The following is a 13540-nucleotide window of genomic DNA, read 5'->3' as shown; positions in this document are numbered from 1 at the left end:
CGTAAGATGGAACCTCACGCCATCCGCCGATGACTGGCGATGGCACTACTCCCTTTGATCCGCTCACGCAAGCCAATCAAAAGAATATACCCCTGCGAGAACCCAGTTTATGCCATTCCTTACGCGCTCACGTGCATGACCTAATGGGAATGCATATCACCGCGTGCAGAACTTCTGTTGTCTCCCGACAGATATGCTTCCGAACGCATCTCGATCAGACGCGAAATCGTTCGGTCGAACTCGAAGATCTCGGCCCCTGACGCCGCCCGGTACAGGTGGTCTGCCTCGACCTCCGCAGAGATGACCGTCTTCACCCCATTGTCGTACAGGGTATCGATCAGGTTGATGAACCTTTTGGCCTCATTGCGCCGTGACAGGTCCATTTCCGGCACGTTTTCGATGAAAACCGTGCCATAGGCATGGGCGATGCGCAGGTAGTCGGCCGCGCCCAGCGGGTTTGCGCAAAGATCGGCGAAGCTGAAACGGGCGATCCCGCTGGCAACGCGCGGCACCTCGATGCGGCGGCCCTTCATGTCCAGATGCTCGGCATGCTCCGGCATGCCATGGGTCAGCGAGCGCCAGAGATCCTCGAACGCGCGCGATGTTTCGGGCGAAAGCGGGCTCATGTAGACCTTCGCTCCGCCAAGCTTCTCCATGCGGTAATCGGTCGGAGAATCCAGCATCAGGACTTCGACATGCTTTGCCAGCAGCCCTAGAAAAGGCAGAAACAGCTGCCGGTTAAGCCCGTCCTTGTAGAGATTGTCAGGTGCAACATTGGAAGTTGCAACCACGATGACCCCGCGCGCAAACAGCTGCGTGAAAAGCCGACCAAGGATCATCGCGTCGGCGATATCTGTGACGGAAAACTCGTCGAAACACAGGAGCCGGGTCTCGAGCGCGATCTGGTCGGCAACGGGCGGGATCGGATCGTCGCCCTTGACCTCGCCGCGCTTCAGCGCCTGCCGCCAGGCATGGATCCGCTCGTGGGTCTCAGCCATGAACTCATGGAAATGCACCCGGCGCTTGCGGCGGATGATGGTCACTTCCATGAAGAGGTCCATCAGCATCGTCTTGCCGCGGCCGACCCCACCCCAAAGATAGAGCCCGCGGACAGCAGACCACATCTCGTTCTTCTTGCGGGCAAACAGCCAGCCGAGGGAGCTTTTCTTGGAGGCAAGCCGGACTTCGGCCAGGTGCTCGTTGAGGGCATCGAGCTTGCGGACGGCGGCCAGCTGGGCCGCGTCCTCGCTGATCGCTCCACTTGCAACCAGCGCTTCGTATCGCTTGGCCAGCGCGCGGCTGGCCGGCAGTTCCATCTTCGTCGTCGGCTTCAACGTGGGCTCTCCGCCTGCACCGGACGCATCCCGAGGTCCTGCGACCCGGGCCACGCCCGCGCGCGATCACGCACGGACGCCCGTGATTTCCGGTGCTGCGATACGGAGATTGGCATTCCCACGCAAGTCCCTTCATCCGTCGAGGACCTGGTTTTTAGCACGAGGTTGCGACCGGACCGTAAACGCGGCCCTTGCCCGGCCGCGCCGTGCATGCGCTCCTGAGGCGGCTTACCAGCGCAGCAGCCGGCCGCCGCGCCCCGCCTGCCGTTCCTGAATGGCGAGAAGCCGTGCGACCAGTTCCCGTTCCTGCGACTTGGCAAGATCAGCACCGCGTCCGCGTCCGTCGGTCAGGATCCAGCCATTGCCGGGCTTGACGACGTCGATCTCGCAAGCCGATCCGGGATCAATCCCCAACCGGTCAATCAGACGAACGCCCCCGACTGCATCAGGCGGTGTTTCGTCCTGGTCGAGGCCCTTGAACGAGCGGCGCAAGGCCGTGTGGAACCCGGCAAGATCACGGGCATCGACAATCGATGTGAAGGGGCGCCCTTCGCGCAGGCGTGTCAGACGGTAGACGCCGGGATCTGCCGGCAACATCTGCGAGCTGCAGGGAATATCGGCCAGCGCGCCAATGGCGGTCCATTCCGCGCGAACCGTGATCGAGACCGATTCACGCAAGGCAGGCATGAGCTGCGACAGGCGCGCCGCATCAACTGCCGGCGTTTCGGTCGCCTTCGGTGCCTCGGCCTCTATCCGCCTTGCAGCTTTTGCGAGTGCCGTTCCGCCAATTCGCAACCGACGAAAGACAACCAGATCGCGCTTCAGATCGGTGTGATCAACCCGCCAGCCTGCATCGAGCCAGGAATTCTGATGCACGAGGCTTCCGCCAGAATTCGCCCACCAGGTTCTATGTTCACGGGCGCTCATCGGCAGATTTGATCCGAGAATCTGCTCAAGATCCTCGAGTTTGGCCGCCCATACGACCTCATCGAGACGAGCCAGATGTTCGCGCAACGGATCATACTTCGCCATAATGCCTTCGCACTCCCCAAAGTTGCTATTCGTGAAACGATTGCCCGTTTCGCGTGAAATTTCCGCGAAACGGGCGTGAACGTTTCAGAGGGGAGGTGTGAAATGCAGGATCAGCGGGCGAGGCTGACGGCGGCACCCGAGCTGGTCTGGCCGCTGAAGCGCTCGCCGGACGTGGCATAAAGCCGGGCGATTTCGCCGCCGCTGCCATCCTTGAGCACGACCTGTTTGCCGCTGAGATCCCAGGCCGAGACCCCAGAGAGCGTTGCGTCGCTGCAACCACGGGTATTGGCGCGATAGCCGCCAGACCAGGTGGTCAGGGTCATGAACAGCATGCAATTGCTGCTGCCCGACGAGATTTTCCAGCCACCGAGCATATCGTTCCGGCCAACTTCACGGCTGTCGGCTGGAGCAGGCGCTGCCGGGAGCGAGGCGACCGCACCGGGCGCAGTCCCGGTTGCAGACGGTGCCGCGGGCGTGCCGGGCAGCGGTGCCATCGGGTCGGTCGTTACCGGACCAGGTGCCGGGGTCAACGGCTGCAGCTGGCCACCGGAAACCGGTGTTGTCGGTGTCGCCGGCAGCGGGGGAGCGGAATAGTTCCCGCCACCGAAGCGCTGGCAGCCAGCGACGCCGGTCAGGCAAAGCACAACTGCGATCGTTGCTACGCGTTTCATGTCGAATCAGTCCTTCCTGCTCCACAGGTCTGCTGCAGTCTACCGGTACCTGCGGGAAAATTCTCCCCCGCCAAAACGCCAATTCACGATGTTTGACGAAACGCCTTGATCCTGGCTGCCGTTAACGTCATATTTGGGGCAAGTCTTAGGGAGACCCAAGGGCGGCCGTCACTTCGCAACTGAAGGCACGGACCCATGCCGCACCTGACTACAAACGGGCGCATCCGCCTTCTGGGCAGCGCCGATAAACACCTGTTCCGCGATCATCTGCTGCGCCTCGATCCCGAGACGAAGCGGAGCCGTTTTGCCATGCTGGTCAGCGATACGTTTCTCGAAGCCTATGTCGAGACCTCGTTTTCGCTCGATACCGTCATCTATGGCTATATCGAAGATGACACCTTGCGGGCAACATCCGAACTGCGCCGCGTTGCCGATGCGACCTCGGGCGAGGCAGCGTTCTGCGTCGAAAGCGACTGGCGCAGCCAGGGGCTTGGAACGGCATTGATGGAACTCGTCCTGATCGCGGCGCGAGCCCAGGGCTACCAGCACATCTACATGAACTGCCTTGCGACCAACCGGTCGATGCAGGCGCTGGCGCGCAAGTTCTCGGCAGACCTGACGTTCGAGTCCGGCGATGTCGTCGCCCATCTTGCCCCGCAACCTGCCGAAGTGGAGGCCGCAGCGACGACGTCCCGCTGGCCACGGCTGGCATTCGACCGTCTGCGCGTCCTGCTGGGCCTCAGCGAACGGGAACACGGACCGGCGTCCGGCACCTGACGCAGCAGGCTGAGGCCAACATCGTCCTGTGCGCGTGTTTAGGCCAGCGCATGATCGAGAACCGCAATCGCCGCATCGACGCCGCCAGCGCCATGCGGAATGCCAAGGCGGCGCAGCCCGAGCTCCAGCGCCGCGAGAGTGCCGAGCAGCATCACGGCATTGACGTGCCCCATGTGGCCAATGCGGATGCCACGCCCGGCGATCTCGCCGATGGTTCCGCCCACGGTGACACCGCAGACATCCTTGACGAAGGACCTGAGCGGGGCCGGATCGACGCCGTTGAACAGGATCACCGTGACGCTGTCGGATCGGGCCTCCGGCACCTTGATGTTCAGTTCAAGGGCACCGGCCTGCCCCCAGACCTCGACCGCAGCGCGGGTTGCCTGCGCCAGCAGTGCGTGCCGCCGCCACACGGCCTCCAGCCCTTCCTCCTCGATCAGTTCAACCGCACGGTTGAAGGCGAACAGCAGATGCTCAGGCGGTGTGCCGCAGTATTTCATGTAGTGCTCAGGCCCGTCGCGGAACGTCCAGTCCATGTAGCTGTTGCGCAGGCCGGCGGTCTTGTGCGCGGCCAGCGCGCGCGGCCCTGCGGCCACGAAGGCAAGACCGGGAGGGGCCATTAGCCCCTTCTGCGAACCGGTCAGCGCCAGATCGACGCCCCAGGCGTCCATCTCGAAGGGCACGCAGCCGAGCGAGGCGATGCAGTCGACCATGAACAGCGCCGGATGCCCGGCCGCATCCATCGCCTTGCGGATCGCTGCAATGTCGTTGAGCACGCCAGACGCGGTATCGATCTGCACCACCAGCACCGCCTTGATGGCGTGGGCCGTATCGGCCTTGAGCCGTGCCTCGATGGCGGCCGGATCGACCGGCAGATGCCAGCTGCCTGGCAGAACCTCCATCTCGATCCCGCTCATGGCTGCTGCCTCGCCCCAGCCCAGCGCAAACCGGCCCGATTCCAGCACCAGCACCTTGTCGCCGCGCGACAGCGTGTTGGACAGCGCCGCGTCCCAGGCTCCATGGCCGTTGGAAATGTAGATGTAGGGCTTTCCCTCTGTGCGGAACAACCGCTTCAGCCCGGAGAGGCAGGCGTCCGTGGTGCGCAGCAGCGGCCCTTCATAAATGTCGACCGCAGGCCGGTGCATCGCCCTGAGCACCTCGTCCGGGACATTCGTCGGGCCGGGGATCATCAGGAATTCCTTGCCGTTCCGGAGTGTCATTTCGAAGCGTCCTGGACTACGGGATCGTAAAATCTGGCGAGAGCAAAGATATAACCGGGTTGAACGGCAAACAGCAACGGCCAGAAAGCAATGAAATTGCTGCCAATTCCTGGGGATTGACACCCCCATGCGGTGGCTGGCTGACCGCATTCGCAGCAATGTCGTCACAGTTGCGATGATTCGTTGGGTGTGCCGCAAGCGCCTGCTTGTGTGCCGACAGGACCTGTCGGACACTGCCACCCAGGGTTCAGCGGGTTTTTAGCGAAAATGATTGTGGTCGAAGAGCGGTCCTCGCCTCTTGTTCTTGTGTTGCCCCATTCTGGCCAACGGATTCCGAGGGAACTCGAGCGCCGGATGACGGCAACAGGGCGCCTGCAGACCGATCTGTCCTGGCATCTTGACCAAGTGGCCGACTTTACCGGCGAGCTTGGCATCAGTGTCCTGCGCACCCCCTTCTCACGCCTGGTCATTGACGTCGACCGCGATCCGGTGCGCGAAGCGGATGGTCAGCCGTCAGATCCGGCCGTGGCGCTATGCCCGCTGACCACGATGGACGGCAAGCGCGTCTATCAGGCCGAGGAAGATCCGGGGCCGGTAGAAATCGAAGAGCGGCGCAGGCTGTTCCACGAGCCGTTCCACACAGCACTGGGAGCCCAGATCGAACGGCTCAAGGGCCAGAACCGGCGCGTGGTCCTGCTCAACATCCAGTCCATGCGCTCACGCATCAAGGGCCGGTTCCCGGGCGAGCTGCCGCTGGTCAACATCGGCAATTGCCAAGGCCGCAGCTGCCACGAGGACGTAACCAGCATCGTCGCCAGCCTTGAAAAGGACTACCCGAACGGCGGTCTGTCGGAAAATGACATCACGACCGGCGGCTTCATCGCCCAGATGTTCGGTCAACCGCGCGACGGCGTGCATGTCATCACGCTCGTTCTGGCGCAGCGTGCCTACATCCGGCATGAAACGCCGCCGTTCGAGATGGACAAGGAGAGGCTGAAGCAGACCCGCGCGGCCCTGCGCCGCGTTTCGGCCGATCTGATCAACTGGGCCAATGGCGCGCAGAAGGCTCCGCCGCGCACGCTGCTGGAACCATTGCCGGATTTCCTGTCCGTCTGATCAGACCACGTTGCGCTCGATCAGCGGCTTGTCCTGTGCCAGCCGCTGGAGCCCCAAAGGCGCAAGATCCAGCGTCTCGTAACCTCCCGTCGCAATCAGCTCTGCCAGCCCCCGGCCGATGGCAGGAGACTGCTGCAACCCGTGCCCGGAAAAGCCCAGCGCGATATAGAGCCCCGGATGACCGGGCACGCTGCCGACGAAGGCATTGTGGTCGAACAGGTTCATGTCGTAGTGCCCAGCCCAGGCCGCGCCGGGGCGGATCGCCTCGAAGGCCGGCACCCGGTTCGCCAGGCTCGGCCACAGGCGCTCGTCGAAGAAGGCGTGATCAACCTCGAAGTCGTCCGCCGCCACGTCCGGATCGTCATCCGGGCCGGCGCCGCAGATGAAGCCCTCGCCCTCGGGCCGCACATAGGTGCCATCCGGGTCGATCAGCAGAGGCACACCGGTGACTTTCTCCCGGCAGGTGAAGGGGAAGACAAAGCGTTTGCGGCGGTGGATCGGCAGCTCCAGCCCGGCAAGCCGGCAGATCTCCGCCCCGCCTGACGCCCCGGCGGCGTTGAGCACCGCGCCCGCCTCGATCACGTCGCCCGTGTCGAGCCGCACCCGCCAGGCCGCCTCGCCCCGCTCAAGGCCGATCACCCGTGCGGCGACATATTCGACGCCGAGCGCCCGGGCGCGGGCGCGGAACGCCTGCATCAGGCCGTAGCCGTCGAACCAGCCTTCCCCGGTCGTGCCGTGACAGCCGGCGGCAATGCCTTCGATGTTGAGGAAGGGAAAGCGCCGCTGCAGATCACATGGTTCATAGAAAGCAATGTCGGCCCCGAGCTGGCGTTGCAGCGCGTGGTTCTCCTCCAGGATCGGGCGCGTTTCCGGCGTTGCCAGGAACAGATAGCCGCCCTCCTTCAGCCCGATGTCGGGCGCCTGCCCGCCCCCAGGGGTAGCAAGCCGCAGGCCGATGTCGCGCAGGAACGCGATGCCGAAGAGCGAGATCTCGATGTTGATCGCACTGGAAAACTGCTGCCGGATCGAAGCCGCCGAGCGGGCCGAGGCGCAGAAGGTGTAGGCCGGGTCCGCCTCGACCACGACGATCCGGCCGGAAAAATCGCTCCGCGCAGCAAGCTGGGCGGCCACCGACGAGCCAATTGCGGCCCCACCGATGATCACGAGATCTGCTGTGTCTGCCAAGGCGTCCTCCCCGCCACAAAACGCGAAAGACCGGGCGGCCATGCCGTCCGGTCGAAGTGGTCAAACGCGCTCAAGTCGCTCCGCCGGCATCCCTGCCCTCTCCGCCGTGCTCCCTGCCCCTCTCCGCGGTCATCCCCGCCTCGTGCGGGGATCCAGCCCCCGCATCAACGCGAGCCGGAACGGGAGAGAAGGCCGAAAGCCGCAAGGCTCCCCACAGCGGGGATGACCTCAGAGTACGGAACAGACCCTGAGCCAGCGGCGAAACGCAGGCTCAGGCGTCACCCTGTCCGTTCCTCAGAAGAACGCCTGCAAGCCCGTCTGGGCACGGCCCAGGATCAGGGCGTGGACGTCATGCGTGCCTTCGTAGGTGTTCACGGTCTCCAGGTTCTGGGCGTGACGCATCACGTGGTATTCTTCCTGGATGCCGTTGCCTCCGTGCATGTCGCGGGCCTGGCGGGCGACGTCGAGGGCCTTGCCGCAATTGTTGCGCTTGACCAGGGAGATCATCTCCGGCGCCACCTTGCCTTCATCGAACAGGCGGCCGACGCGCAGCGAGCCCTGCAGGCCGAGCGCAATTTCCGTCTGCATGTCGGCGAGCTTCTTCTGGAACAGCTGTGTCTGCGCCAGCGGGCGGCCGAACTGATGCCGGTCGAGGCCATACTGGCGGGCACGGTGCCAGCAATCCTCGGCCGCGCCCAGCGCGCCCCAGGAAATGCCATAGCGGGCGCGGTTGAGGCAGCCGAACGGACCCTTCAGGCCCGAGACATTTGGCAGCAGCGCGTCTTCGGACACTTCCCACGCCGTCCATGACGATCTCGCCGGTGATCGAGGCGCGCAGGGACAGCTTGCCGCCGATCTTCGGCGCGCTGAGGCCCTTCATGCCCTTCTCCAGCACGAAGCCGCGAATGGCATTGTCATGCGCTTCGGACTTGGCCCAGACGACGAAGACATCGGCGATCGGGGAGTTGGAGATCCACATCTTGGATCCCTTGAGGCGGTAGCCGCCGTCGATCTTCTCGGCGCGGGTGCGCATGCCGGCCGGGTCGGAGCCCGCGTCCGGCTCGGTCAGGCCGAAGCAGCCGACATATTCGCCGGAGGCGAGCTTCGGCAGGTACTTCTTGCGCTGCTCTTCCGTGCCATAGGCATAGATCGGATACATCACCAGCGAGGACTGCACCGAGTTCATCGAGCGGTAGCCGCTGTCGACACGCTCGATCTCGCGCGCCACCAGACCGTAGGCGACGTAGGAGGCATTGGCACAGCCATAGTCTTCCGGCAGGGTCACACCGAGCAGGCCCAGTTCGCCCATCTCGTTGAAGATCTCGCGGTCGGTCTTCTCATGCGCATAGGCTTCAAGCACACGCGGCATCAGCTTGTCCTGCGCATAGGCGCGGGCGGTTTCCATGATCAGGATCTCGTCCTCGTTCAGCTGCTCGCGCAGCAGGAACGGATCGTCCCAGGAAAAGGTACCGCCACCGGTGGGATCAGACTTCAGGGCCGCCATGTTCTTTCCTCCTCGTCGGCGAACGGGTCAAAGCCCGCCGCGCTGCGTCTCGACCGGACCTGCGTCACGCCGCAAGGCTTCCGGGGTTGGCAAAGACCATGACAGAGAGGGGGGGCGCGCTAAAGGGACAGTTTCTCCCGTTATCATTCCAGAAGGGAATGAACTTGATTACCCTTGAGGCGGCAAGGCCGTCAGCTTGTCGGGATTTCGCTGGATGTAGATGCCGCAGAGCTGGCCGTCCGGTGTCAGATCGAAGAACACCAGGCTGTCCGGCGCGCCCGGCTCTGCAAACTGCAGGGCTGTGCCGCCGTTCGCCCGGCGCGACACGATGGCCGTTCCCTGCGCCATTTGCCCGAGCACGCCGGCCAGAAAGCCGGACACCTCGGCCCGCCCGGTGAGCACGCGCCGTGCCGCGGCAACCTTGGGGCCGCCATCCGACACCAGCTCCACGTCATCCGCCAGAACTGCGGCAAGTGCGGCCGTGTCGCCGCTGCGCACGCAGGTCTCGATCAGCGCGGTCAGCCGCGCGATGTCCTCAGGCCGGGCGGGAAAGCGCGGCCGCTCGGCCTGCAGCTGTCCGCGGGCCCGTGAGGCCAGCTTGCGGCAGGTAACGCCGCTGCGGCCCAGCGTCTGGCCGATCTCCTCGAACGACAGTCCGAACAGGTCATGCAGCAGGAAGGCGGCCCGTTCCAGTGGACTGAGCCGGTCCAGCACCCGCATCACCGCCATCGACAGGTCAACGTCCGCCTCGACCATCGCCGGTACATCTGAGCCGTCCTCCACCCAGGGTTCCGGCAGCCAGCAGCCGGTATAGGCCGCCCGCTGGCGCTTCTGCCGGCGCAAGAGGTCGATGGCCCGGGTCGTGACCACCCGTGCCAGCCAGGCTTCCGGCCGGTCGGGCGGCTCGGGCAGCGCCAGTCCGGCCACCCAGGCGTCCTGCACCACATCCTCGGCATCCGCCCGGCTGCCCAGCATGCGATAGGCAAGACGCATGAGCCGCGGCCGCGCCTGCGTCACCTCCTGCTGCTCCAGCCAGACCGTCATGCGTTCCTGCTCCTGCGCCGATAGGGCTTAGGCCTTGCGTCTGAGCTCAAGAGGCCCGGCGCCACACTGCAACGCATGGCCGCTCCCGCGCTTGATCACCGTGTAAACCTGCTCCGAGGCAATCGCCGCCGCAAGCCCGATGCGGCCGCACCGGCCGAACCGGTCCAGCACCCGCTCCCCCAGGTCCAGTTGATCCGGGCTGTCCTGCAACACCGCTCGGGCAAAGGCCGCCGCCAGCCAGAGATCCGGCTCGACCACATCCTCGACTTGCCCGGCCAGCAGCGGCAACAGCCGGTGACGCGCGACGCCGGCCTCTTCGGCCAGTTTCAGCACCAGCTCGGCGCAGTCGCCGCAGCCACCGGCATCGGCCGTGATGAAGCGCGCAGCGAAATAGGCGGCAGCCGGCAGCCCGAAGCGGTGATCAAGAAACGGCATCGCCAGCCCAAGTTTCAGGCCACCGGTCAGATCCTGCGCGACGAGGTCTTCCAGAAAGGTCGTGTCATAGGCGTAGCGGCGGCCAAACTGGCGCGTCTGCGCCATCAGAATGGATTTCAGCATGGGGTCTCCGGCGAGAGCGTTGGGGGAGCAATGCGCAGGCAGAGATCGCCTGCACGTCCATGACGCTCGACCCCGCAAAACGTGACATCCCCCGTCTGCCGGTAGGTTGATGCTGCCGCCGCCACACGGTCCTCCTCTTGAGGTCTCTCCGACAGGGTTAAACTTTCATTCCAATTCCTCATCACCCTGCGCTAATCTGATCCGAACGTGCAGGTCTTTCCTGCGCAAGCTCCGCTGATCCGGAATGATCTCATGCTCAAGCGCGCCTTTCTTCCTCCCGCCGATGCCCTCGTCGCCTTCGAGGCGGCCGCCCGGCACGAGAGCTTCACGCGGGCGGCAGAGGAGCTGCACCTGACGCAGGGCGCGGTCTCCAAGCAGATCCGCCATCTGGAGCAACGCCTTGGCGTTGCCCTGTTCTCCAGAGTGCGGCAGCGCGTGCTCCTGACCGACGCCGGCCGGCTCTACCTGCACGAGGTGCGCGGCGCGCTTGACCATCTGCACGACGCCACCCGGCAGGTGATGTCCTTTGCCGGCAGTCAGGACGTGCTCAATCTGGCGGTCCTGCCCACATTCGGCACCCGCTGGCTGGCGCCGCGCCTTGCCGATTTCCTGCGCCAGACCCCGCAGGCCGCGCTCAACATCTCGATCCGCCTCAGGCCCTTCGACTTCGAGCAGGAACCCTTCGACGGGGCAATCCACCACGGCGACCCGCTCTGGGCCGGTGGCATCGTCGAGCCTCTGTTTCCCGAAGAGACCATCGTCGTCTGCTCCCGCCCCTTCCGCGACCGGCATCTTCTGGCAAAGCCCGCCGACCTGCTGCGCGTGCCGCGCCTGCAGCTCGCCACCCGGCCAATGGCCTGGCGCGACTGGTTCGAGGCCAATGGCCTAGTGACCGACACCGCCTTCCAGGGCCCGCGCTTCGAGCAATTCGGCATGATCGCCGAGGCAGCAGCGCATCATCTGGGCGTTGCCATCATGCCGGTGTTCTTCGTCGAGGATGAGCTGGCCTCCGGGCGGCTTGTGAAGCTGTTCGACGGCACGGTCGCCGAGCGCTCCGCCTATCATTTCGTCTATCCGGAGAACCGCGCGCTGCGTCCGGTGGTCTCCGCCTTCCGCCGCTGGTTGACGGCCGAGGCAAAGACCGCGCGCATCAGCCGGGAAAGCCTGTTGCCCGGTTGATGCGTCTTTTCACAGGCCACTGCAGCGCGTATTGAAGGCGGACGCAATTCAGGGGCATTTGCAGTGACCTATCCCTTTCGTGACCGGTTCCATGCAGCCCGCAAGGCTTTGATCCATAGGCTGGAACATCTCTGGCCGTCCTTGCCGCTCGAGGCGGTGAGCGAAGCGGTCGCACCCGGCCTTGTCCATCGTGTCACGCCGAAGCCGGTCCCGATGACGCCGATGCCGGCGCAGGCGCTCGACTGGCTCGCCGTCCACGGCGGTCGCACCGAGCAGCAGGGCGTCCTGCGCCTGACCCGTCCCGTGACCGTCGACCCGAAGATGGGCCTGCTTTTCGCCGGTGGCCGCATCATCTGGCGCAGCAGCGACACGCCGGAGCGCGAGAGGGGGCCGGATTTCATCGGGCACCTCCTGTCGCCGCAGCGCCGCCTGCCGGCCGCGATCCTGCTGCACCACGTGCATGGCGACAACTACTTCCATTTCTTCTTCTTCGTGCTGAGCAAGGTTGTTGTCGCCGAGGCGGCAGGGCTCGATCCGTCAATCCCGTTCCTCGTCGACGCCCGCACGGCCTCAACGCCCTGGTTCCAGCAGGCGCAAGCGCTCGGGGTCTTCGGCAACCGTCCCCTGCTCGTGCAGGAGCGCGGCGAGGTGATCGCCGTCGAGACTGCCCATGTGGTGCGCGACTTCTTCCTGACCCGGCCGCTGATGGAAGCGATTGCCGCGAGGTTCGGCGTCAGCGCCGATGCAAAGGGAGAGCCGCTGTTTCTGGAGCGCCGGTCGGGCGCGGCCAATGGCCGCCGCTTCCGCAATCAGGATGAGGTGACCGCGCTCGGCCGGAGCAAAGGCTTTCGCGTCGTCGATCCCGGCACGCTGCCGCTGCACGAGCAGGCCGCCCTGTTTGCCGCAGCGCCGGCGGTGGCTGGCGCGCATGGGGCGGGGCTGACCAATCTTCTCTTCCGGCAAGGGCCGTGCCGCGTGCTGGAGCTGTTCAGCCCCGGGATGGGCTCGCCACATTACTTCATGCTGGCGCGCGAAAAGGGCTTTGCCTACGAAAGCCAGCTCACCTTCAATCCGGAAGGCCGGGCCTTCACGGCGGACACGGATGTCAATCTTGAAGCCCTGTCCGACGGCCTTGACCGCCTGCTCGCCTGACGCGCCTCAGAGATAGTCCTTGAAGCTCGGCGGCGGCAGTTCGCGCAGGATGCGGTCGCGGTGGCGGTGGGCGAGCGGATGCAGCACGTCGGCGCAGATGAAGGACCAGGGCAGCGGATAGGCTGTGGTCACATCCGGCCCTTGGCTGTCATTGGCCTGGCGCGGTGTCGAGGCCGGATTGCGGGCAAGATCCGCCGCCGCCAGGTCGAGCCGCGCATTGACCGTATCCAGCCAGGCCTGCGTGAACTCCGTGCCTGGCTTGAAGATGTAGGCACACATGCCGATCAGCCGCTTGTAGTTCAGCCGCAGATAACGGTAGCGCATCAGGTTGGCGAGCGAACCCGCCCGCCGCGTGCCGATGTAGAGATCCCCGCCCAGCCTGTGCCGGTGGATATGCGCCACGCCCTTGGGCGAGCCCTCGCGGTAGCCGATGCCGAAGGCGTCGCTGCCCTCCAGCCTGTCAAACGCCGGCAGCCAGCTTTCGCGTGTGAACTTGATGTCGGCATAGCCGCCGCCATGGTGGTGCATGAAATAGGGGCGCAGGTAGTCGGAGCGATGCACGGCGCTGAGGCGGTCATAGGCCGGGTGCAGCGGCGCGCCCGGCACCAGCCAGTCGGACAGCGTGTCCGGTGTCACGAGGATCACCTGCGCGCCGGTCGCCGACAGGCTGGCAAGGCAGCGCGCCCGGTCCTCCGACATCGGGTTGCTGCCCGTCCAGAAGGCAAAGACCCGTCGCTCCAGTGTCCGCTCATCCGCCATGATCCGCTC

At 65.1% G+C, this 13540-nt stretch carries 12 protein-coding genes and 1 pseudogene; 4 read left to right on the top strand and 9 right to left on the bottom strand.

Going from position 1 to position 13540, the window contains the following annotated elements:
- Nucleotides 1–140: 140 nt before the first annotated feature.
- From zapE to OVA12_RS13465, 3 genes are all read right to left on the bottom strand, one after another.
- Nucleotides 141–1316 (bottom strand): cell division protein ZapE, encoded by a 1176-nt coding sequence (gene zapE, locus OVA12_RS13475; RefSeq protein ID WP_268138717.1) that lies wholly within the window; start codon nt 1314–1316, stop codon nt 141–143.
- Between the two features lie 246 nt (nt 1317–1562).
- Nucleotides 1563–2366 (bottom strand): DUF7662 domain-containing protein, encoded by an 804-nt coding sequence (locus OVA12_RS13470; protein ID WP_268138114.1) that lies wholly within the window; start codon nt 2364–2366, stop codon nt 1563–1565.
- 110 nt (nt 2367–2476) lie between these two features.
- Nucleotides 2477–3037, bottom strand: coding sequence for a protease inhibitor Inh/omp19 family protein (locus tag OVA12_RS13465; RefSeq protein WP_268138112.1), 561 nt, complete (start codon nt 3035–3037; stop codon nt 2477–2479).
- A gap of 195 nt (nt 3038–3232) precedes the next feature.
- On the opposite strand from OVA12_RS13465, the gene OVA12_RS13460 reads away from it, so the two are divergent.
- Nucleotides 3233–3814, top strand: a complete 582-nt coding sequence (locus OVA12_RS13460; protein WP_268138110.1) for a GNAT family N-acetyltransferase — start codon at nt 3233–3235, stop codon at nt 3812–3814.
- Between the two features lie 38 nt (nt 3815–3852).
- On the opposite strand, the gene OVA12_RS13455 is transcribed toward OVA12_RS13460, so the two are convergent.
- Complete coding sequence (locus OVA12_RS13455; RefSeq protein ID WP_268138108.1) at nt 3853–5034, bottom strand: pyridoxal-phosphate-dependent aminotransferase family protein; 1182 nt, start codon at nt 5032–5034, stop codon at nt 3853–3855.
- Nucleotides 5035–5301: 267 nt separating this feature from the next.
- Here OVA12_RS13455 and OVA12_RS13450 point away from each other — a divergent pair, with 267 nt between their 5' ends.
- Nucleotides 5302–6150: an N-formylglutamate amidohydrolase gene (locus OVA12_RS13450; RefSeq protein WP_268138106.1), complete on the top strand. Its 849-nt coding sequence runs from the start codon at nt 5302–5304 to the stop codon at nt 6148–6150.
- Here the strand turns inward: OVA12_RS13450 and OVA12_RS13445 are convergent, their stop codons facing one another.
- From OVA12_RS13445 to OVA12_RS13430, 4 genes and pseudogenes are all read right to left on the bottom strand, one after another.
- The gene (locus OVA12_RS13445; RefSeq protein WP_268138104.1) at nt 6151–7335 is read right to left on the bottom strand and encodes an NAD(P)/FAD-dependent oxidoreductase; all 1185 of its coding nucleotides are present in this window, start codon (nt 7333–7335) and stop codon (nt 6151–6153) included. It abuts the gene before it with no gap.
- A 294-nt stretch (nt 7336–7629) separates the two neighbouring features.
- Nucleotides 7630–8839 (bottom strand): annotated as a pseudogene (locus OVA12_RS13440) (acyl-CoA dehydrogenase).
- Between the two features lie 168 nt (nt 8840–9007).
- Complete coding sequence (locus OVA12_RS13435; RefSeq protein WP_268138102.1) at nt 9008–9883, bottom strand: sigma-70 family RNA polymerase sigma factor; 876 nt, start codon at nt 9881–9883, stop codon at nt 9008–9010.
- A 27-nt stretch (nt 9884–9910) separates the two neighbouring features.
- On the bottom strand, nt 9911–10441 hold the full coding sequence (locus tag OVA12_RS13430; protein WP_268138101.1) for a hypothetical protein: 531 nt from the start codon (nt 10439–10441) through the stop codon (nt 9911–9913).
- A gap of 252 nt (nt 10442–10693) precedes the next feature.
- Between OVA12_RS13430 and OVA12_RS13425 the strand changes: the two genes are divergently transcribed.
- Both OVA12_RS13425 and OVA12_RS13420 read left to right on the top strand, forming a co-directional pair.
- Nucleotides 10694–11620: a LysR substrate-binding domain-containing protein gene (locus OVA12_RS13425; protein WP_268138098.1), complete on the top strand. Its 927-nt coding sequence runs from the start codon at nt 10694–10696 to the stop codon at nt 11618–11620.
- A gap of 63 nt (nt 11621–11683) precedes the next feature.
- Nucleotides 11684–12772 (top strand): glycosyltransferase family 61 protein, encoded by a 1089-nt coding sequence (locus tag OVA12_RS13420; protein WP_268138096.1) that lies wholly within the window; start codon nt 11684–11686, stop codon nt 12770–12772.
- A 6-nt stretch (nt 12773–12778) separates the two neighbouring features.
- On the opposite strand, the gene OVA12_RS13415 is transcribed toward OVA12_RS13420, so the two are convergent.
- On the bottom strand, nt 12779–13531 hold the full coding sequence (locus OVA12_RS13415; protein WP_268138094.1) for a hypothetical protein: 753 nt from the start codon (nt 13529–13531) through the stop codon (nt 12779–12781).
- Nucleotides 13532–13540 lie beyond the last annotated feature (9 nt).

The organism is Pannonibacter sp. SL95 (assembly GCF_026672425.1).
GTDB lineage: Bacteria > Pseudomonadota > Alphaproteobacteria > Rhizobiales > Stappiaceae > Pannonibacter.
This window is presented reverse-complemented; position numbering and strand designations above follow the sequence as displayed.

Bases quoted from the DNA above. Each gene is read 5' to 3' on its own strand.
- OVA12_RS13430 (WP_268138101.1), bottom strand. From the start codon at position 10,441: ATGCTGAAATCCATTCTGATGGCGCAGACGCGCCAGTTTGGCCGCCGC.
- OVA12_RS13455 (WP_268138108.1), bottom strand. From the start codon at position 5,034: ATGACACTCCGGAACGGCAAGGAATTCCTGATGATCCCCGGCCCGACG.
- OVA12_RS13425 (WP_268138098.1), top strand. From the start codon at position 10,694: ATGCTCAAGCGCGCCTTTCTTCCTCCCGCCGATGCCCTCGTCGCCTTC.
- OVA12_RS13470 (WP_268138114.1), bottom strand. From the start codon at position 2,366: ATGGCGAAGTATGATCCGTTGCGCGAACATCTGGCTCGTCTCGATGAG.
- zapE (WP_268138717.1), bottom strand. From the start codon at position 1,316: ATGGAACTGCCGGCCAGCCGCGCGCTGGCCAAGCGATACGAAGCGCTG.
- OVA12_RS13460 (WP_268138110.1), top strand. From the start codon at position 3,233: ATGCCGCACCTGACTACAAACGGGCGCATCCGCCTTCTGGGCAGCGCC.
- OVA12_RS13435 (WP_268138102.1), bottom strand. From the start codon at position 9,883: ATGACGGTCTGGCTGGAGCAGCAGGAGGTGACGCAGGCGCGGCCGCGG.
- OVA12_RS13415 (WP_268138094.1), bottom strand. From the start codon at position 13,531: ATGGCGGATGAGCGGACACTGGAGCGACGGGTCTTTGCCTTCTGGACG.
- OVA12_RS13450 (WP_268138106.1), top strand. From the start codon at position 5,302: ATGATTGTGGTCGAAGAGCGGTCCTCGCCTCTTGTTCTTGTGTTGCCC.
- OVA12_RS13465 (WP_268138112.1), bottom strand. From the start codon at position 3,037: ATGAAACGCGTAGCAACGATCGCAGTTGTGCTTTGCCTGACCGGCGTC.